The sequence below is a fragment of the Constrictibacter sp. MBR-5 genome (genome assembly GCF_040549485.1).
In the GTDB taxonomy this organism is placed as follows: Bacteria; Pseudomonadota; Alphaproteobacteria; order JAJUGE01; family JAJUGE01; genus Constrictibacter.
The window spans coordinates 395720-415003 of record NZ_JBEPTK010000003.1 but is presented as its reverse complement, the minus strand read 5'-3'; the positions used below and the strand labels follow the sequence as shown (position 1 = coordinate 415003).

Below are 19284 nucleotides of genomic sequence, written 5' to 3'. Positions count from 1 at the left end.
CGATGGGTCGTCACGTCGTCGCCAAGGTGGGCGAGATTCCGTCGGGCGGCTGCCGGCTGGTCCATGCCGGCGGCCGCGACATCGTCGTGTTCGAGATGCAGGGTGACTATTACGCGCTGCTGAACCGCTGCCCGCACGAGGGCGGCGGCCTGTGCCACGGCGACCGGGTCGGCATGGTCGAGGCCGACACGCCCGGCGAGTACCGCTTCTCGCGCGCCGGCGAGATGGTAAAGTGCCCCTGGCACGGCTGGGAGTTCGACATCCGCACCGGCCAGTCCTGGTCCGACCCGCGCCGCACCTTCGTGAAGAAATATCCGGTCTCGGTCGAGCCGGGCACCGAACTGGTCAAGGGTCCCTACGTGGCCGAGAGCTTCCCGGTCACCGTCGAGGATGACTACGTGATCCTGGAGGTCTAACCGGACCGGCCCGCCGGTCTGCGGCAGTAAGGGGAAAAAGCATGGCGACGGCACAGGCGGATACCGGCATCCGGGTCACACCCAGCGGCGACACCCTGGGTGCCGACATAAGCGGCGTCGACCTGTCGCGGATGGACGATGCGCTGTTCGGCGAGATCCGCCGCGCCTGGCTCGACCATCTGGTGCTGCGCTTCCGCGGCCAGACGCTGGACGACGACGCGCTGGCCGATTTCAGCCGGCGCATCGGCGACCTGGACATGGCGCCGACCGGACGCACCGGGCGGCCGTTCCAGCCCGAGCGGCCGGAGATCGCCGTCATCTCCAACATCGTCGTGGACGGCAAGCCCGTCGGCAGCCTGGGCGCGGGCGAGGCCGAGTGGCACACCGACATGTCCTATAACGACGTGCCGCCCGACGCGAGCGTGCTCTACGGCATCGAGGTGCCGGAGGGGGCGGGCCACACCTGGTTCTGCAACATGTACGCGGCGTTCGAGGCGCTGCCGGCGGACATGCGCGCGCGGCTGGAGACGCTGACTTGCAAGCACGACGCGACGCGCAACAGCACGGGCGAACTGCGCGCCGGCTTCGACGAACACTACACGCCGGAGAATCTGCCGGGCGCCGTCCACCCGCTGGTGCGGACGCACCCGGAGACGGGGCGCAAGGCGCTGTTCCTCGGCCGGCGGCGGAACGCCTACGTCATGGGCGTGCCGGTCGCCGAGAGCGACCGGCTGCTCGACGAACTCTGGGCGCATGCCATCAAGCCGGAATTCTGCTGGGTGCAGCACTGGCGCGTCGGCGACGTCGTCATGTGGGACAACCGCTGCACGCTGCACCGGCGCGAGCCGTTCGACCCTGCGCTGCGCCGGCGCATGCACCGGACGCAGATCAAGGGCAGCCGGCCCTACTGAACGTCGGATGCCGCCGGCAGCCGCAGGGTCGCCGTCGTGCCCATGCCGACCGTACTCGCGAGGGTCAGCGAGCCGCCGTGACGCTCGGCGATCGACCGCGCGATGGGGAGGCCGAGGCCGGTGCCCTCGTGCTTGCGCGCGAGCGAGCTGTCCGCCTGACGGAACGGCTCGAACACCATGTCGAGATGCTCCGCCGCGATGCCGATGCCGGTATCGCGGCAGACGATGGCGACCGTCGGCCGGCCGTCGCCATCGGTCTCCGCCGCGGCGGTCAGGTCGATGCGGCCGCCTTCCGGCGTGAACTTCACCGCGTTGGACAGGAGGTTCAGCAGCAGCTGGCGGAGGCGCTTCGGATCGGCCCGGACGACGATGCCGGGGCGAACGGCGAGATCGATGACGACCGACTTCCGGATGGCCTGCTCGCGGACGAAGCCGACACACTCGCTTGCCACTTCGAGGACGTCGACCGGTTCCGGATGCAGATCCATCCGGCCGCTCTCGAACTTCACCAGGTCGAGAATGTCGTTGATCAGCGAGAGCAGGAAGCGGCCGCTCTGCAGCACGTCGACGACGTAGCCCTTGTACTTGTCGTGCCCCAGCGGCCCGAACGCCTCCATCTCCATGACCTCGGAGAAGCCGATCACGGCGTTCAGCGGCGTGCGCAGTTCGTGGCTCATCATCGCCAGGAACTCGCTCTTCGCGGCCGCAGCCGCATTGGCCGCCTGGAGGGCCTCATCGAGTTGCCGGTTGCGCTCCTTCAGCGCCGCGAGCGTCGCCTCGAGTTGGGCGCGGTAGGCGGCGGCGTCCGCCTCCGCAGACACGCGGTCGGTCACGTCCGAGGCCGAACCGCGGAAGCCCTCGAACAGCCCGTCCTGCTCGCCGAAGATCGGCACGGCCGACATGCGGAACAGGCGCTCGCCGCCCGCAGCGTCGACGGCGGCGAAGAGCACGTCGTAGAAGGCGGCACGCTGGCGCGGCCGCGGCAGCCGCGCCGCGGGCCGGTCCCTGTCGGCGACGAACCGACCGAGTTCGAAAAGGCCGGTTCCCTTGACGGCCTCCGCCGGCCGGCCGAGCAGAGTGCCGTCGCGCGTCGCGACGAAGACGAGGCGCCAGTCGCGATCGCACTCCCACACCCAGTCCGAGACGACGCGCATCAGGTCGTCCGAGCGGTCCCGTGCGCGCCGCAGCGCCGCCAGCGCCTGCTGCTCCCGGGTGGTCTCCTCATAGATCGTGAGGATCTGGTGCGTGGCCGCGCCCTCGTCGCCGAAGCGGCGATGGACCGCGTTGAACTGCCGCTCGGCGCCGTCGCGCCGCAGCGTCGTCAGGGTCCGGATACCGCCCGGCTGGCGGGCCGCCCGCACCGCGACATGGCGCGGCAGGGCGCGGGGAAGCGGCTCGCCGTGCAGGGCGAACAGTTCCTTCAGCGGACGGCTGGCATGGAGGATCTCGCCGTCGGCCGTCGCCAGATGACACGGCCCGAGACCATCGAGCAGGGCGGCAAACAGGAAGGTCGGCGGCGCACCCGGCGCCTCGTCGCCCGCGTCCGGCGCGGTCATGCGACCCGGACGGAGCGGGGTTCCATGTGGCGCGTCAGGTAGGGTCCCTGCACATAGTTGGCGCCCTGCTCGTAGGCCCAGGTCATCTCGGCCTCGGTGGCGATGCCGCCGACGACGCTCTCGATCCGCAGCCGCTGCGCGATTTCGAGCAGCTTGCGCGCGATCACCTGCTTGTAGGTGTCGGCATCGACCGATGCGACGATGCCCCGGTCGACGAAGATGATGTCGGGCTTCAGCGTCTCGATCAGCGAGAGCGACGACGCACCGGACCCGACGCCGCCGAGTGCCACCCTGAATCCGGACCCGCGGTAGAAGTCGAGGATGGTGCGCAGGTGGCGGGGGTCGTCCCAGCGTTCGGGCGCCACGATGGTGAAGCAGACGGCGTCCTTCGGGGTGCTCGTCGCCTCCAGCGCCGCCACCGTGGTGCGCAGACAGAAGGTCGGGTCGTAGATCGCGGCCGGCGAGAACGTGACGAAGATGGGCGTGTCGATACGCTGCGCCTCGGCCTCCTTGATGGCGGCGATCCGCGCCAGCCGGTCGGCCTGGAACAGCAGGCCGGCCTCCTGCGCGATCTGCAGGAGGGCCACGCCGTCGACCTCGTCGCCGGACGCATTCCGCACCGCGACGTCGGCCTGATGGGCGAAGACCTCGTCGACCGCATCGGCGAAGGCGATCGGCGCGAACCGTACCGACAGGTCCTCGCGGGCCAGCGCATCGAGCAGCCAGTTCGAATCCTGGAACGCCAGCATCTGCCGCAGGCTGGTCACGGCGGGATAGTCGCGGCGGCCGGGACCGTCGCCCGGCGAGACGGCGAGGATGCGCGTCGCCCTGATCTCCTCGGAGGAGAGGACGTCGAGCAGCCGGCCGCCGATCGACCGGAAGGTCGCGGGGTCGACCGAAAGCACCGAGGCACCGGTTTCCGGATCCGGCCGCCAGGCGGCGCCCGTCTCCTCGAACGTCCGACGCACCTTGGCGTGCGAATGACCCAGCGGAAACCAGAGATAATAGTCGCGCGGCCCGTCGATCTTCGACGGAAGCACCTCGCAGCGCGGACAAACCGACATGCCGACCCTTCTTCAGGCGACCCAGGGAAGGCCATTACAACCGCAGTTGGTTAACGGAACCTCAAGCGGGTGCGCGCGCCCGGTCCGTGGCCGCCAGATCCAGCGTCCATACCTCGCCGACGAGATCGAGACCGAACGACCGGTGCGGGCTGCTCTCGACCAGGGTGAAGCCGGCCGCCTGATAGATCCGGCGCGCCGCGACGAGGATGTCGTTCGTCCAGAGGTCGAGCCGGCGGTAGCCGAGCGCCCGGGCGCGCGCGATGCAGGCATCGACGAGCCGTCCGCCGATGCCGAGCCCGCGGGCATCCGGTTCGACATAGAGCAGCCGAAGCTTTGCGGCACCCGCCGCCTCGCCGCGCACGAGGAAGACGGACCCGGCGATGCGGCCGGCATGCTCGGCGATCCACGCATCGTCGCGACGGGGGTCGAAGTCGGCCGAGAACCGGCCGACGATCTCCGCCACCATGCCTTCGAAGGTGCGATCGAAGCCGTACTCCCGGTCGTAGAGCACGGCGTGGCGGTGCACCACCCAGCCGAGATCGCCGATCTCGGGTGGCCGAAGCCGGACGTCGGCGGGGCGACGCGTCCGGTCGCCGGGATCGAGCAGCGTCCTGATCTCGCCCATGGCGTGCGTCAGACGGCCGCGCGCCCCGTCGTCGAGCGGTGCCAGGATCGCCTCCATCTGCGCCCTGCTGCCCTGGTCCAGCCGCGCGAACAGGGCCCGGCCCGCCTCGGTCAGGGAGAGCAGCCGGTGCTTGCCGTGATCGGGGCTGACGCGGCTCGCGACCAGGCCGCGCGTCCGGAAGCGCGCGACGATGCGGCTGAGATGGGCCTTGTCCATGTCCAGCGTGCGCGCGAGGTCGGCCGCGGTCTGTTCGCCGCCCTTCGCCAGCTCGTAGACGACCCGTGCCTCCGCCAGGGAGCATTCGCCCGGCGGCAGGTGCTCGCGCAGCAGGCCGATCTGCCGCGTATAGAAGCGGTTGAAATCGCGGACCTCAGCGACCGTCTGCACCATCGCCTCCCGATATGTTGTCTGTGACAACACATAGCATGCGAGACGGCCGGCGGGGAAGAACCCCGCCGGGTCAGTCGCGGACGACGATGTTCAGGAGGCGGCCGAAGAAGCCGGTGAAGCGCAGCGGGCCGGTGGTAACCGCGAGGCAGATGCACTCGCCGTCCAGGTCGGCCACCGGCGTGTGGACGATGCTGCTGTCCGCACAGGCGACGTCGCCGCGGGCATAGCTGGCCTCGCCGTCGCTGAAGCCGCCGGCGAGGACGAGCGTGAGTTCCTCCCCGGCATGGCGATGCTCGGGCAGCGCGGCACCGGGCGCTATGCGATACATGCGCACCGCATTGCCGCGTGTCCCCAACGACATGCGGAACTCGCGCACCTTGCCGCCATAACTGCGCCAGGGAAGTTCGTCGAGCGGGCGGCCGAGATAGGAGCGCAGCGGCTCCGGGATCACAGGGTCCGGCCGAACGGTCCGCACCGGCGGCGGCGGCGGATCGCCGGCGACGCTGAGACGTTCGAGACAGTCGTTCAGGGCTGACGGCCGCAATGCGGCCGTCTCGACCCCCTCCAGCAGCGCGCCGCCCAGCGCGTCCAGCCGGGCCGCCCGCGCCCGGCACGCCGCGCACAGCGCGAGGTGGGTGCCGATCAGCAGCGCCAGCGACTCGTCCTGCGCGCCCGTCGCATAGTCGAGAAGATGCTCGTCGGTGGGATGGAACTGCGGCATCACGAGATATCCCCGAGGGCGGCGCGCAGCTTCGCGAGCCCGAGCCGCAGGCGCGACTTGACCGTACCGAGCGGCAGGCCGAGGCTTTCGGCGATGGCCGTGTGGGTCTTGTCCTCGAAGAACGCCAGTTCCAGCAGCGCCTTCTGGTCGCTCGGCAGGCGCTGCATCGCGCTGGCGAGCGCCGGCGCGTCGAGTCGTGCCTCCATCTCGCGATGCGCCGGGTCTTCCTCGGCGCGCATCTCGGTCTCGACCACGTCGATCTCCGGTCGGCGCGCCCGGCGGATCAGGTCGATCCGCCGGTTCCTGGCGATCGTGAACACCCACGTGCTGACGCTCGCCTTCGCCGGATCGTACATCGCCGCACGTTGCCAAACCGTGATCATCACGTCCTGCGTCACATCCTCTGCCGTCTGGTCGTCGGCACCACCGCGGCGAAGAAACGCCTTCACCCGAGGCGCCATCACCTCGAAGATCGTGCAGAACGCCGCGCGGTCGCGCTGAAGCGCCACGGCACGAACCAGACCGGTCAAATCCTCCACGCGTTCCCCGTCAGCGCATCGCTCCCGCCTCTTCGGCCGCAGTCGGGCGAATGGCTCGAGACTCCGCACCTTCGGAGCCAGCGCACACGCCACGGCGTTCATGCGTCCTCCCCGATGTCTGTGGCGCTTACGCGGCCCATGCCGGGTCGGATCACAGCGCGACTATATGATCCGTCGCGCCGCGGTGCACGTAGCTATGGCCCGAAACGAGAGGCCGCCGCCGAGAAAACCGGAACGGCCGGGTACAGGACAAGAAGGGCCGAAGACGAGCATGCGCATTGCGGTTGTCGGAAGCGGTATCGCGGGGTTGGCGGCGGCGTGGTCGCTGTCCCGGCGGCACGAGGTCGTCCTGTACGAAGTCGAGCGACGCCTGGGCGGCCACGCCCATACGGTCACGGTACGCCTCGACGGGCGGCTGGTGCCGGTGGACACCGGCTTCATCGTCTACAACGAGCTGAACTACCCGAACCTGACGGCGCTGTTCGGCCAGCTGGGCGTCGCCACCGTGGCGAGCGACATGTCGTTCGCGGTCTCGCTCGACCGCGGCCGCTACGAATATTCCGGCAGCATCGCCGGCCTGGTCGCGCAGCCTGCGAACGTCGTGCGGCCGTCGCACTGGGCGATGCTGCGTGACGTGGTGCGCTTCTACCGCACCGCGCCCGGACTGCTCGATCGCGGGATGCGGGCCGACACCACCATCGGCGACGTGCTCGCCGAGGGGGGCTATTCGCGCGTCTTCCTCGACCGGCATCTCCTGCCCATGGCGGCGGCGATCTGGTCCTGCCCGCTGGGCGACGTGTCGCGGATGCCGGCGGAGACGTTCATCCGCTTCTTCGACAACCATCGCCTGTTCAGCCTGGGCGAGCGGCCGCGCTGGCGCACCGTCGTCGGCGGCAGCCGGGAATATGTGCAGCGCCTGGCGGCGGATTTCGACGGCACCATCCGGCTGGGCGCACCGGTCGCGGCCGTGCATCGCACGCCGGCCGGCGTGACGGTGCGCGACGGCAGCGGCCATACCGACCGGTTCGACGCCGTGGTGATGGGCTGCCACGCCGACCAGGCGCTGCGCATCCTGGGCGACGAGGCGACGCCGGCGGAACGGCAGACGCTGAGCGCCGTCGGCTTCCGCCCGAACCGCGCGATCCTTCACACCGACCGATCGCTGATGCCGCGCCGCCGGCGCGCCTGGGCCAGTTGGAACTACATGGCGCGCGGCGAGGATGCCCGCGGCAGCGAGGCGGGCGTTGCGCTGAGCTACTGGATGAACCGACTGCAGCCGCTGGGGGTGCGCAAGCCGGTGATTCTATCGCTGAACCCGCTCGACGAGCCCGCGCCCGAGACGGTGCTCGGCAGCTGGAGCTACGACCATCCGGCGTTCGACGCCGCGGCGGTCGCGGCACAGCGGCGCCTTCCGGCGATCCAGGGGACGGCGGGAACCTGGTATTGCGGCGCCTGGACCGGCTTCGGCTTCCACGAAGACGGCCTGTCGTCGGCGCTGGGCGTGGCCCGCGCCCTCGGCTGCGCCGCCCCCTGGGAGCCGCCCATCGATCCGCGTGTCACGGCGCCGGTGGCCACCGACTATCGCGTCGACTCCCTGGAAGCGGCATGACCGCCGCGGCGTCAGCGGGCTTCGCGAGCCGGATTTTCGTGGGCCGCGTGGCGCATGCGCGGCTGCGCCCGTTCCACCACCGCTTCGCCTACCGCGTCTTCACGATGCTGCTCGACCTGGACGAACTGCCGGCGCTCGACCGGTCGCTGCGCCTGTTCGCGTACAACCGCGCCGGCCTGTTCAGCTTCCACGACGCCGACCACGGCCCGCGCGACGGCACGCCGCTGCGACCGTGGATCGAGGCGAGGCTGGCCGAGGCGGGGATCGACCTCGACGGCGGCCCGATCCGCCTGCTGTGCTTCCCGCGCGTGCTCGGCTACGTCTTCAACCCGCTGACGGTATGGTTCTGCCACGACCGCGACGGACGGCTGGGAGCCATCCTCTACGAAGTGTCCAACACGCGGGGCGAGCGGCACGGCTACGTCGTTCCGATCGGCGACGGCGGCAGCACGCACCGCGCGGAGAAGGCGTTCTACGTCTCGCCGTTCATCGGCATGGAGGCCACCTACCGCTTCCGCCTGCGGGGACCTGACGAGCGCCTGCACATGATGATCCGGGAGGACGTGCCGGAGGGGCCGCAGCTGGTCGCCACTCTCTCCGCCCACGCACGCCCACTCGGCGACGGCGCCCTGGCGCGGCTATTCTTCTCCCACCCGATCCTCACGCAGAAGGTGATCGGGGCGATTCACTGGGAGGCGCTGCGACTGTGGCTCAAGGGCGCGAAAATCCACCCACACACACCGCGCGGCGGCGCGATCCGGCTGTCCGCGGGAACGGGCACGGAACGACGGGAGATGCCGGTTTGAACGCCGCTGCCGATGCGCTGGGCGGACCGCCGCGGCGCTGGACCCGGGCCGTCGCCGGCCTGCATCTCCGCTTCGCCGAGGCGGCGGTCCTGCGCGCGGCGGCGCAGCGGCTGCGCCTCGGCGCGCTCGACCTGACGCTTCCCGACGGGCGGCGGCTCCACCTGCACGGCCGCGAGCCGGGTCCGTCCACGTCGCTCACCATCCGCGACCGCCAGGCGTTCCGCCGCATCGTGACCGGCGGCGACCTGGGCTTCGCCGAAGCCTATGTGCGCGGCGAGGTCGACACGCCCGACCTGACCGGCTTCATCGCGTTCGGCTCGGCGAACTGGGAAGCGCTGGCGGGCGACCTCGGCGGCTCCCTGCCGTCGCGCCTCATCGCCCGGCTCGGCCACCTGCTGCGCCCGAACTCGCGCCGCGGCTCGCGCCGCAACATCCTGGCGCACTACGACCTGGGCAACGATTTCTACGGCGCTTGGCTCGACCCGAGCCTGACCTACTCGGCCGCGCTGTTCGAAGGCGAGATCGAGGATCTCGGGGCGGCACAGGTGAACAAATACCGCCGCGCCGCGGAGGCCGCCGGCCTGCGTGCCGGCAGCCGCGTGCTGGAGATCGGATGCGGCTGGGGCGGCTTCGCCGAATGGGCGGCGCGGGAGATCGGCTGCACGGTGACGGCGCTGACCATATCGGACGCCCAGCATGCGCACGCCTCGCAGCGCATTCGGGCGGCCGGCCTGAGCGATCGCGTGGAGATCCGGCGCCAGGACTATCGCGACGTCCGGGGCGCCTATGACGGCGTCGTCTCGATCGAAATGTTCGAGGCGGTGGGCGAACGCTACTGGCGCACCTTCTTCGAGACCGTCGCGCGCTGCCTGGTCCCCGGCGGCCGGGCGGCGGTGCAGGTGATCACCATCGACGACGCCGTCTTCCCGGCCTATCGGCGGGGCACCGACTTCATCCAGCGCTACGTCTTTCCGGGCGGCATGCTGCCGTCGCCGGCGGCGTTCCGCGCGGCGGCCGCGGAAGCGGGACTGACGCCGCAGCCGGAGCGCCGCTTCGGCGGCGACTATGCGCGCACGCTGAACCTGTGGCGCGAACGCTTCGAGGCGGCCTGGCCGGAGATCCGCGGCCAGGGCTTCGACGAACGGTTCAGACGGCTCTGGCGCTACTACCTCTGCTACTGCGAGGCGGGCTTCACCATCGGCAACATCGACGTGATGCAGATCCCGCTGGTCCGCACGTAGGGCATGGTGGCGCAGAGGATGGCCGCGACCGGCAGGCCCGGCGAGCGACCGGTCGAGCGGCTGCCCGCCGGGCTGCTGGCGGCGTACGGCATACCCGGCCTGCCGCTCGCGGCGCTGCTGCTGCCGCTCTACATCTACCTGCCGAAGGCGTATGCCGACGAACTCGGCCTCGGCTTCGCCACCGTCGGGCTGGTCCTCTTCGCCGCACGCATCGTCGACCTGGTGCAGGATCCGCTGGTCGGATGGCTGTCCGACCGGCTTCCGGCGAACCGGCGGCGCCGGCTGCCCATGCTGGTCGGAACGCCGCCGCTGCTGGTCGCGATCTTCTTCCTGTTCCTGCCGCCCGCGGATGCCGGCGCCGGCTATCTCCTCGGCTGGACGCTGGCCGTCTATCTCTGCGCCGCCCTGGTCCTGCTGCCCTGGTATGCCTGGGGTGCCGAGATCTCCGCCGACTACGACGAGCGCAGCCGGATCGCCGGCTGGCGCGAGGCCTGCCTGCTGCTCGGCACGGTGACAGCGGCGTCGATCGCCGTGGTGACCGGCGACGGGCTGGGCGCGCTGGAGGTGCTCGGCTGGGCGCTGCTGGTGGCGCTGCCGGCGACCGTCGTCTTCGCGGCGTGGCGCATTCCGGAAGCGGGTCAAACGCCGTCGCCGGTGGCGCTGCTCGCGGTCGGGTGGCGCCGCGGCGCCAGGGCGCTGTTCGGCAACCGGCCGTTCGTCCGCCTGCTGGCGGCCTATCTGCTGAACGGCATCGCCAACGGCCTGCCGGCGACGCTCTTCCTGCTCTATGTCGAGCATGTCCTGCAGGCGCCGGGCTGGTCCGGTCCGCTGCTGCTCGTCTACGTCGTCTGCGGCGTCGCGGCGATCCCGGCTTGGCTGGCGCTGTCGTCGCGGATCGGCAAGCACCGCGCCTGGATCGCCTCGATGCTGGCCGCCTGCCTGCTCTTCGCGCCGGTGCCGTGGCTCGGTGCCGGCGACACCGGCTGGTTCCTGCTGGTGTGCATCGGGACGGGCATCTGCCTGGGCGCCGACCTGGCGCTGCCCGGGTCGATGCAGGCGGACGTCACCGACCTCGACGCCGTGCGCAGCCGTCGCGCCCGCGCCGGGCTGCTGTTCGCGGTCTGGGGCATGGCCACCAAGCTGGCGCTGGCCGGTGCGGTCGGCATCGCCTTCCCGCTGCTGGCGCTCGCCGGCTTCGAAGGCGCCGGGTCCGGGGCCGGGACCGGCGAGACGCCGTCCGGCGCCCTCTTCGTCCTGTCCGCGCTCTACGCCCTGCTGCCGATCGGCTTCAAGCTGGCGGCGGCCTTCGTCGCATGGGGATACCCGATCGATGCCGCACGCCAATCCCGCATCCGCCGCATCCTCGACCGCCCCGAGGCGCGCCGCGGGGCCGCCGCATAGCCGACGCGCCCGCATGGTCCGGCTCGCCGGGGCCCTCCTCGGCGCGGCGGCGCTGCTCGCCGGCTGCGGCGGCATGAAGCTCGACGACTTCGCCGGCCGCACGCCGGAACTGCGCCTGGAGCAGTATTTCGCCGGCGAGACCAAGGCGTGGGGCGCCTTCTTCGACCGCTTCGGCAAGGTGCAGCGCCAGTTCACCGTCGACCTGAACGGCACGGTCGAGGGCGACACGCTGACCCTGGTCGAAGACTTCGTCTACGACGACGGCGAGACCGAGCGCCGGATCTGGACCATCGTCAGCACCGGCGAGCGGACCTACGAGGGCACCGCGAACGGGGTCGTCGGCAAGGCGACGGGCGCGGCCCGCGGCAACGCCGTCAACTGGACCTACGAGTTCGACCTGCCCGTCGGCGACGGGACCTGGCGGGTCACCTTCGACGACTGGTTCCTGCTGCAGCCTGGCGGGGCGCTGATCAACCGCGCCGAGGTCACCAAGTTCGGCGTCTCGCTCGGCGAGGTCTACGTGACGTTCGTCAAGCCCTAGACGCTTCGTCCCGGAAGTGCACGGCGAGCCAGACGGTCGGCGCGTCGGAGGCGGTCCAGGCGACGCGGTGGCGCCGATGCGCCGGGATCAGCAGATGGTCGCCGGGCCGCAGGGTGCGCACGTCTTCCTCGTCCTCGAACTGCAGCCCAGCGGCGCCCGCGACCAGCAGCACCCATTCCGCCTCCTCCTGGTCGTACCAGAAGCCCGGCGGACTGGCCTGCCCGGTGGACACGATCCGCTCGATCCGCAGTCCCGGCCGGTCGAGCAACGCGTCGATACGCTCGTCCCCGGCCGCTCCGGCAAGGTGCGCGAAGAGGTTGCCGTCCGTGCCCGCGTCCGCTCCGGCCATGTTCCGCCCGCCGCGATGATGCGGCCATGCTCGCCCGCGCCCGCCGCAGGGTCAACACCGGCCTGAACACTCCTTATTGTCGTGAGACGAACGTCTCATTATAATCGACGCGTCTTTTGACGATTGCCTGGAGGGTGGCGATGGCCCTGACACGTGAGGATATGGACCGGAAGATCGACGCGCATTTCGGCTTCGAGGCGCGCGACGACGTCGAGGGCGTCCTGGCGACGCTGACGGACGACGCCGAGCACGACATCGTCGGCTGGCCGACGGGCCCGACCCAGGGACGCGAGGGCGCGCGCGCCTTCTACGAGACGCTGTTCGCCGACCTGGCCGACGGCCGGGTGGAGTGTGTGAAGCGGCTTTACGGCGACGATTTCCTCGTCGACGAATCCATCTGGCGCGGCCGGGCCGTCGGCAAGCCGTTCGGCCTTCAGGGACGCGGCCGGCCGCTGGAATTCCGCCTGCTCCACGTCGTCGAGTTCGCCGACGGCGGCGACATCCGGCGCGAGAACGTCTGGATCGACATGGGCGCCGTCTTTCGCCAACTGCCGCAGGACTGACATGGCCGACGGAAACGGCGAGGACGGCAGCGCAGGGATCGGCGGCGCCGGGAGGCGCAACCAGAAGCGCAGGACGCGGAAGGATCTGCTGCGGGCGGCGGCCCGCCTGCTGCGCGACGGCGACCGGCCGAGCCTGGAGCAGGTGGCCGAGCAGGCGCTCGTCTCCCGCGCGACGGCCTATCGCTATTTCCCGAACCTCGACGCCCTGCTGCTGGAGGCGGCGCTCGACATCGCCGTGCCGGACGCCGAGGCGCTGTTCGCGGATGCCGACGCAACCGACCCCGTCGCCCGCCTCGAACGTCTGGACGACGTCCTGCACGCCATGGTGCGCGACCACGAGCCGCAGCTGCGCCTGATGCTGGCCCTGTCGCTGCAACGCGGTCTGTCGGACGACGCCGACGTCCCCGCCCGCCAGAACCGCCGGACGCCGCTGATCGAAGCGGCACTGCTGCCGGCGGCGGGGACATTCGATCCCGCACAGCTGCCGCTGCTCCGGGACGCGCTCGCCCTTCTGGTCGGGATCGAGGCGCGGATCGTCTTCGAAGACGTCCTGCAGCTCGACGATGCCGCCGCCGCCGCAGTCCGGCGCTGGGTCATCGGCGCGCTGGTCGACGCCGCGCGGCGCCCGCCAGCCTGAGCGCGCCCCGGCGCGTCGGTCGGCCTCGTTCGCCGTCAGGAACATCGCCTGCTCCAGCGCGGCGAAGAACTGCTGATAGGGGCGTGGCGATCACTCTCCCGACGGTAAGGTCCCGCGGTCAGCCGACGGCCGCGAGCGCAAACGCCGTGAACCGGGGTTCGCCGGACCGTGTCACTATCGCACAGCCTGCAGGCCGGCAGGCGCAGGGAGAACGCCATGCAGCCGCTCGTGGATCTTACCGGAAAGAAGGGGCTGGTCGTCGGCATCGCCAACGACAGCAGCATCGCCTATGGCTGCGCGTCGGCGTTCCGTGCCTGCGGCGCGGACCTGGCGGTCACCTATCTGAACGACAGGGCGCAGCCGCACGTGCGGCCGCTGGCCGAGTCGCTGGGCAGCGGCATCGTCGTGCCATGCGACGTGCGCGAACCGGGGCAGCTGGAGGCGGTCTTCGCGCGGATCGAGCGGGAGTGGGGACGCCTGGACTTCCTGCTGCATTCCATCGCCTTCGCGCCGCGCGAGGACCTGCATGCGCGCGTGGTCGACTGTTCGCGCGACGGCTTCCTCCTGGCCATGGACGTCTCCTGCCACTCCTTCCTCCGGATGGCCAAGCTGGCCGAGCCGCTGATGGCGGACGGCGGCTGCCTGCTGACCGTCACCTTCTACGGATCGGAAAAGGTGGTGGCGAACTACAATCTGATGGGACCGGTGAAGGCGGCGCTGGAGAGCAGCGTGCGCTACATGGCGGCGGAACTGGGGCCGAAGGGCATCCGGGTGCACGCGGTCTCGCCGGGGCCGCTGAAGACGCGCGCGGCGTCCGGCATCGACCGGTTCGACGAACTGCTGGAGCAGGCGGCGGCCCAGGCACCGCAAGGCCATCTGGTGACGATCGAGGATGTCGGCGCGACCGCCGCCTTCCTGGTGTCGGATGCCGCGAAGGCGCTGACCGGGTCGATCGCCTTCGTCGACGGCGGCTACAACATCGTCGCCTGAACCGCCCGAACCCTCCGTGGTACTGGCGCCCGTCTTGCAGCGCTCTTGGCAGCCGGCGGGGTGCGGGGGTCTACTGCGCTGTCGGTCGGTCGCCCGGAGGAGAAAGCGGATGCCACAGTTAGCGAATGAACGCGTCGCCTGGTTCAACGGCAGTTTCGTGCCGGAGCGGGAGGTGATGATCCCCTTCCGCGACCGCAGCTGGAAATACGGCGACGGCGCCTTCGACATGACGCGGACCTTCGACGGCCGCATCTTCCGGATCAAGGAGCATATCGACCGCTTCTACCGCTCGCTGCGCTATCTGCGCATCGATCCGGGCATGCCGGCGTCCGAGATGGTGGCGCTGTCGGAGGAGATCGTCGAGCGCAACAACCACCTGCGCGGCCCGGACGGCGACTGGTGGGTCGGCCAGCGCGTCAGCCGCGGCGTCGACGCCGTCGGCGACGAGGGCTGGGAGCATACGGGTCCGAACGTCGTGATCGAGATGATCCCGCTGCCGTTCAGGAAGCGCGCGCACCTGTATCGCGACGGCGCGAAGGTGATGGTGCCGCCGATGCGGCGCACCGCCCCCGACATGCTCAGCCCGCGCGCCAAGACGCACAACTACCTGAACATGATCGTCGCCGAGCAGCCGGTGAAGGCGGCCGACCCCGAGGCCTGGGCGCTGCTGCTGGACGAGAACGGCAACCTCGCCGAGGGGATGGGCAGCAACGTCTTCATCGTGCGCGACGGTGCCCTGCAGACGCCGCGGGCGAAGTTCGTGCTGCCCGGCGTCAGCCGCCAGATGACCATGGACATGGCGGCGAAGCTGGGCATCGGCTGCGTCGAGCGCGACATCGACATGTTCGACGCCGCCACCGCGGACGAGATGTTCCTGACCTCGACCAGCCTCTGCATCCTGCCGGTCAGCCATTTCAACGGCCAAGCCGTCGGCGACGGCGGCGTTCCGGGGCCGGTGACGAAGCGCCTGATCGACGCCTATTCCGCCGAGGTCGGCTGCGATTTCGTGGCACAGTATCTGAAGCACCTGGACTGACGCTGGCCGCAACGGCCCGGCGGACCTGCCGTCGTAACTTCCCACCCCGCCCGCCGTTCACTGCCGCATGACGAACGGAGACGGATCATGATGGCACGACCGCTGGGCTGGAGCGTGATCGCTCTGTGCGCCCTCTTCGCCGCCAGCGCGGGGGCCGCGCCGCCCCCGCACGCCGGCGGCGGCAAGGGCGGCGGCGACCACGGCAAGTCCGACCGCGGACCGCCCGGCCGTTCCGACCACCATTCCGACGATCGGGGCGGCGGGTCCCGGACGAAGGGGCCGCCGGACAGGGACCAGAGCCACAGGGACCAGAGCCACAGGGACCAAGGTGGCCGGGACCACAGTGATCGGGACGACCGCGGCGGATCGCGCCACGCCGACGGCCGCTTCCGCGACGACCACCGCATCGCCGTGCGGGACTACTACAGCGACGTGCGCCACTGCCCGCCCGGCCTCGCCAAGAAGCGCAACGGCTGCATGCCGCCGGGACAGGCGAAGAAGTGGCATGTCGGGCGCCGCCTGCCGCGCGAGGTCATCTATTACGACCTGCCGCACGACCTGGTGATCCGCCTGCCGCCGCTGTCGTCGAACCATCGATATGTCCGGGTCGGCGCAGACATCCTGCAGATCGTGGTCGGCACCGGCCTGGTCATCGACGCGATCGAGGATCTCGGCCGCATGTAGCGGCCGTCATCCCGGGTCGAGCAGCGTCGCGTCGTCGTTGCGCACGCTGTTCACCCGGGGCGACACCGTCCAGGCCCGCACCGCGTCGGCCGGGCAGGGCTTCAGCAGGTCCTGCAGTTCCTTCGGCTCGGCCGGCTCCTCGCCGAGCCAGCGGCCATAGGCCTCCGGCGGCAGGATCACCGGCATGCGTTCGTGGATATGGCGCAGCGCCTCGTTCGCCGCCGTTGTCACGATGGTGAAGCTGCGCAGCCACTCCCCCGCCTCGTTCTTCCAGCCCTCCCACAGGCCGGCGAAGCCCCAGATCGTCCCCGCCTCGGCCGGCCCGACGGCGTAGGGCACCTTGCCGGCGTCGGTCTTCGCCCATTCGTAGAAACCGTCCGCCGGCACGATGCAGCGGCGCCTGGCGAACGCCTTGCGGAAGGCGGGCAGCGTCGCGACGGTCTCGGCGCGGGCATTGATCATCTTCGCGCCGATCTTCGGGTCCTTCGCCCAGCTCGGCACCAGCCCCCAGCGCAGCAGGTCGAGCGACCGCGCGCCGGCCTCGGGATTGAACCGCACCACGGGCAGGCTCTGCGTCGGCGCGGCGTTCCAGGTCGGCCGCCAGTTCGGCAGCGGCCCGAGCACCCGGAACCACCCCCGGATCAGTTCCGGCGGCGTCGCCGAATGATACCGTCCGCACATGCCGCCTCCCGCGCGCTGGTTCCCGTCATCGAGCGCCGATCCTAATGCGGATCGACCGTCCGGTTCGACGGCGCAGATCGGCCGCGCGGATCGACGGTGACGAGACCGGCCGGCCTCGCGCGCCGCGCCGTCTCCCCCTATGCTCCGCCGCGCGGACGCCGCAGCGGCCGCGCCCGCCGTTCGATAACCGAGGTTGAAGATGAGCGACCCTGTTCCCGCGATCACCGAAGCCGAGGCGACCGGAGAGATCGCGGAGATCTACGCCGATATCCGGCGCGTGCTGGGCGTCGAGGTGGTCAACCTGATCTGGCGGCACCTGGCGATCCACCCCGGCGCGCTGCCCTGGGCATGGGGCACGCTGCGGCCGCTCTATGCCGACGGCACGATCACGGCCGAGGCGGCGGCGCTGCACGGCGACCTTGACCTGCCGGACCTGCCGCCGATGCCTGTCGAGGTCCTCGCGGCGGCCGGACTGACGGATGCCGACCTGGCCGCCATCGCGAACGTGCTGGCGGCCTACGACCGGACGAACGCCATGGCGCTGGTGGCCCTGTCCGCGCTGCTCCGCGGCCTGTCGGACGCGGCCGGCGGCGCCGGCGGCACGTCGCACGGCGCCGCCCTACCGGCCGCGGGTGCCGACCGCGCCGCCGGCGGCGCGATCCCGCTGCCGAAGCTGCTGACCCTGGACGAGATGGCACCCGCCACGGCGCGGCTCGTCCGGGCGCTGAATGGCCTCGGCACCCGCCGCGAGGACGCGATCCTCGCCAGCATGTACCGTCACCTGGCGCACTGGCCGCCCTATCTGGCGCTCGCCTGGACTATCCTGGCGCCGCTGGACGGCGACGGCCGCCTCGACGGCGCGATCGCCGACGCGGTGGCGAAGGCGGGTACCCGTGCCGCGGGCATCGCCGACCGGCTCCCGCAGCACGGCACCGCACCGGACGCCGCCCTGGCCGCCACGATCCGCACGGCCATCGAACCCTTCGTCGGCGACGTCATCGCGAAGATGGTCGTGATCTGCGCCATCCTGCGGAACGCCACGCGACGGTAGCCGCGCCAGCCATGCGGGACGCGCACGACGGGCGGCTCAGGCCGCCATCCGGCCGCGGTTCCGCTCGGCCAGGATCGGGCGGACCAGACGGGCGAAGCGCTCGGCCTCCGCGTCGTGGAGATAGCCGGACAGGCAGAAGGAGTGGCAGCCGAGGTCGATGAACTGCTGCAGCGTATCGGCGCACTGCTCCGGGTTCCCGACGATCGCGATGCCGGCGCCGGGCCGGACGCGGGTGATGCCGGTCCAGAGGTGCGGCGCGATCAGCTCGCCGTGGGTGCGGGCGAGTTCCTGGACGCGCCGGTTCGCCGCCGAGCTGGCGTAATGCTCGCGGATGTAGCGCGCCTGACCCTCGGTGGTGTCGCGCACCAGTTCGTGCGCCGCGTCCCACGCCGCTTCCTCGGTCTCGCGGCAGACGATCTGCAGACGCATGCCGAAGCCGATGTCGTCGGCCCTGCCGTGGACCGCGGCGAGCGCGCGGATGTCGCGCATGTTGGCGGCGATCCGGTCCGGCGTGTCGCCCCAGAAGAGATGCACGTCGGCATGCTTCGCCGAGATCTCCCAGGCTTGGCCGGAGCCGCCGCCGAGATAGAAGCGCGGATGCGGCTGCTGGAACGGTGGCGGTGCGATGCGTGCGCCGCGCAGCGTGTGGAAGCGCCCTTCGAAGTTCAAGGCGCCCTTCGAAGTCCACAGCGCCTTCAGGATCGAGACCTCCTCGTCCATCAGGGCGTAGCGCTCCTCCTTGCTCCAGCGGATGCCCTCGGCCGCGGTCTCCGTATCGCTCTGCCCGGCGATCAGGTTGACGGCGACGCGACCGCCGGACAGCTGGTCGAAGGCGGTGATCATCTTCGCCAGCAGGACCGGGTTCACGTAGCCCGGCCGGGCGGCGACCAGCATGCGGATCGACTGCGAGCGGCCGATCATGACGGCGCTGGCGATGTAGGCGTCCCAGCAGGCGGTGCTGACCGGCACCAGCAGATATTCGAAGCCGGCGGCCTCCGCCGCCGCGACGACCCGATCGAACATCGCCAGCGAGGGCGGGATCTGCGCAGCGGCGTCGCCGTAGCAGGTGGTGTCGCCGGACGTCGGCAGGAACCAGCCGAATTCGAGAGGGCGCATCGTGGGCATCCATCGCAGCGGGTCCTGCAGTCTAGGCCGGACCCGCGTCGCCGGTAAGAGGCGCCGCGCCCCGCGATCCTTACGCGTTCCTTACGCCCGGGCGCCGCATCACGCATGGCCCCCTTACGGCCCCCGCCCGCAGATTGATGCAGGTTCAACTGCGGAGCGGATCGCGATGCCCGACCTGATCTACCTGACGCTCGGGGTGGCCCTGTTCGTCCTGTCCGGCGTCGGCGTGCGCCTCTGCGAACGGCTGTGAGGGCGACATGACGCTCGAATTGATCGTCGCCGGCGCCGTGGCAGGGGCGCTGCTCGCCTACCTGCTGTTCGCGCTCGTGCGCCCGGAACGGTTCTGAG

Annotated in this window: 22 protein-coding genes; 14 read left to right on the top strand and 8 right to left on the bottom strand. The window is 71.0% G+C overall.

Annotated elements, in window-relative coordinates; genetic code table 11:
- Positions 1-2 precede the first annotated feature (2 nt).
- Positions 3-416, top strand: coding sequence for a Rieske (2Fe-2S) protein (locus ABIE65_RS08930; protein ID WP_354077173.1), 414 nt, complete (start codon positions 3-5; stop codon positions 414-416).
- A gap of 41 nt (positions 417-457) precedes the next feature.
- Complete coding sequence (locus ABIE65_RS08925) at positions 458-1327, top strand: TauD/TfdA dioxygenase family protein (RefSeq protein ID WP_354077172.1); 870 nt, start codon at positions 458-460, stop codon at positions 1325-1327.
- On the opposite strand, the gene ABIE65_RS08920 is transcribed toward ABIE65_RS08925, so the two are convergent.
- From ABIE65_RS08920 to ABIE65_RS08900, 5 genes are all read right to left on the bottom strand, one after another.
- Positions 1321-2883, bottom strand: a complete 1563-nt coding sequence (locus ABIE65_RS08920; protein WP_354077171.1) for a PAS domain-containing sensor histidine kinase — start codon at positions 2881-2883, stop codon at positions 1321-1323. The genes ABIE65_RS08925 and ABIE65_RS08920 overlap by 7 nt on opposite strands.
- Positions 2880-3947, bottom strand: a complete 1068-nt coding sequence (locus ABIE65_RS08915; RefSeq protein WP_354077169.1) for an EAL domain-containing protein — start codon at positions 3945-3947, stop codon at positions 2880-2882. The genes ABIE65_RS08920 and ABIE65_RS08915 overlap by 4 nt, the downstream gene beginning before the upstream one ends.
- A 61-nt stretch (positions 3948-4008) precedes the next feature.
- On the bottom strand, positions 4009-4959 hold the full coding sequence (locus tag ABIE65_RS08910) for a bifunctional helix-turn-helix transcriptional regulator/GNAT family N-acetyltransferase (RefSeq protein ID WP_502918518.1): 951 nt from the start codon (positions 4957-4959) through the stop codon (positions 4009-4011).
- Positions 4960-5032: 73 nt separating this feature from the next.
- Positions 5033-5683, bottom strand: coding sequence for a ChrR family anti-sigma-E factor (locus ABIE65_RS08905; protein ID WP_354077168.1), 651 nt, complete (start codon positions 5681-5683; stop codon positions 5033-5035).
- Entirely contained in the window at positions 5683-6222 is a 540-nt protein-coding gene (locus ABIE65_RS08900) for a sigma-70 family RNA polymerase sigma factor (RefSeq protein WP_354077167.1), read from the bottom strand. The genes ABIE65_RS08905 and ABIE65_RS08900 overlap by 1 nt, the downstream gene beginning before the upstream one ends.
- A gap of 271 nt (positions 6223-6493) precedes the next feature.
- Here ABIE65_RS08900 and ABIE65_RS08895 point away from each other — a divergent pair, with 271 nt between their 5' ends.
- Genes ABIE65_RS08895 through ABIE65_RS08875 form a run of 5 tightly spaced genes read left to right on the top strand, consistent with a single transcriptional unit; the run spans position 6494 to position 11820 of the window.
- Positions 6494-7831 (top strand): NAD(P)/FAD-dependent oxidoreductase, encoded by a 1338-nt coding sequence (locus ABIE65_RS08895; RefSeq protein WP_354077166.1) that lies wholly within the window; start codon positions 6494-6496, stop codon positions 7829-7831.
- Positions 7828-8637, top strand: coding sequence for a DUF1365 domain-containing protein (locus tag ABIE65_RS08890; RefSeq protein ID WP_354077164.1), 810 nt, complete (start codon positions 7828-7830; stop codon positions 8635-8637). The genes ABIE65_RS08895 and ABIE65_RS08890 overlap by 4 nt, the downstream gene beginning before the upstream one ends.
- The gene (locus ABIE65_RS08885) at positions 8634-9878 is read left to right on the top strand and encodes a class I SAM-dependent methyltransferase (protein ID WP_354077163.1); all 1245 of its coding nucleotides are present in this window, start codon (positions 8634-8636) and stop codon (positions 9876-9878) included. Before ABIE65_RS08890 ends, ABIE65_RS08885 begins: the two co-directional genes overlap by 4 nt.
- Before the next feature lie 18 nt (positions 9879-9896).
- Complete coding sequence (locus ABIE65_RS08880; protein WP_354077162.1) at positions 9897-11279, top strand: MFS transporter; 1383 nt, start codon at positions 9897-9899, stop codon at positions 11277-11279.
- Between the two features lie 13 nt (positions 11280-11292).
- Complete coding sequence (locus ABIE65_RS08875; protein WP_354077160.1) at positions 11293-11820, top strand: DUF3833 domain-containing protein; 528 nt, start codon at positions 11293-11295, stop codon at positions 11818-11820.
- Here ABIE65_RS08875 and ABIE65_RS08870 read toward each other — a convergent pair.
- Positions 11810-12169: a cupin domain-containing protein gene (locus tag ABIE65_RS08870; RefSeq protein WP_354077159.1), complete on the bottom strand. Its 360-nt coding sequence runs from the start codon at positions 12167-12169 to the stop codon at positions 11810-11812. The two genes, ABIE65_RS08875 and ABIE65_RS08870, sit on opposite strands and share 11 nt — an antisense overlap.
- 140 nt (positions 12170-12309) lie before the next feature.
- Here ABIE65_RS08870 and ABIE65_RS08865 point away from each other — a divergent pair, with 140 nt between their 5' ends.
- From ABIE65_RS08865 to ABIE65_RS08845, 5 genes are all read left to right on the top strand, one after another.
- Positions 12310-12732 carry an ester cyclase gene (locus ABIE65_RS08865; protein ID WP_354077157.1) on the top strand — a complete coding sequence of 141 codons (423 nt, stop codon included), beginning with the start codon at positions 12310-12312 and terminating at the stop codon, positions 12730-12732.
- A gap of 1 nt (position 12733) precedes the next feature.
- Positions 12734-13369, top strand: a complete 636-nt coding sequence (locus ABIE65_RS08860) for a TetR/AcrR family transcriptional regulator (RefSeq protein WP_354077155.1) — start codon at positions 12734-12736, stop codon at positions 13367-13369.
- A gap of 216 nt (positions 13370-13585) precedes the next feature.
- Positions 13586-14359, top strand: coding sequence for an enoyl-ACP reductase FabI (gene fabI, locus ABIE65_RS08855; protein ID WP_354077154.1), 774 nt, complete (start codon positions 13586-13588; stop codon positions 14357-14359).
- A gap of 109 nt (positions 14360-14468) precedes the next feature.
- Positions 14469-15395, top strand: a complete 927-nt coding sequence (locus tag ABIE65_RS08850) for an aminotransferase class IV (RefSeq protein WP_354077153.1) — start codon at positions 14469-14471, stop codon at positions 15393-15395.
- An 87-nt stretch (positions 15396-15482) separates the two neighbouring features.
- Positions 15483-16079 (top strand): hypothetical protein, encoded by a 597-nt coding sequence (locus tag ABIE65_RS08845; protein WP_354077152.1) that lies wholly within the window; start codon positions 15483-15485, stop codon positions 16077-16079.
- A gap of 6 nt (positions 16080-16085) precedes the next feature.
- On the opposite strand, the gene ABIE65_RS08840 is transcribed toward ABIE65_RS08845, so the two are convergent.
- On the bottom strand, positions 16086-16760 hold the full coding sequence (locus ABIE65_RS08840) for an SOS response-associated peptidase (RefSeq protein WP_354077151.1): 675 nt from the start codon (positions 16758-16760) through the stop codon (positions 16086-16088).
- A 199-nt stretch (positions 16761-16959) separates the two neighbouring features.
- On the opposite strand from ABIE65_RS08840, the gene ABIE65_RS08835 reads away from it, so the two are divergent.
- The gene (locus ABIE65_RS08835; RefSeq protein WP_354077150.1) at positions 16960-17811 is read left to right on the top strand and encodes a hypothetical protein; all 852 of its coding nucleotides are present in this window, start codon (positions 16960-16962) and stop codon (positions 17809-17811) included.
- Between the two features lie 36 nt (positions 17812-17847).
- On the opposite strand, the gene ABIE65_RS08830 is transcribed toward ABIE65_RS08835, so the two are convergent.
- Positions 17848-18927, bottom strand: coding sequence for an LLM class flavin-dependent oxidoreductase (locus ABIE65_RS08830; protein WP_354077149.1), 1080 nt, complete (start codon positions 18925-18927; stop codon positions 17848-17850).
- A gap of 266 nt (positions 18928-19193) precedes the next feature.
- Between ABIE65_RS08830 and kdpF the strand changes: the two genes are divergently transcribed.
- Positions 19194-19283 (top strand): K(+)-transporting ATPase subunit F, encoded by a 90-nt coding sequence (gene kdpF / locus ABIE65_RS08825; protein ID WP_354077148.1) that lies wholly within the window; start codon positions 19194-19196, stop codon positions 19281-19283.
- Position 19284 lies beyond the last annotated feature (1 nt).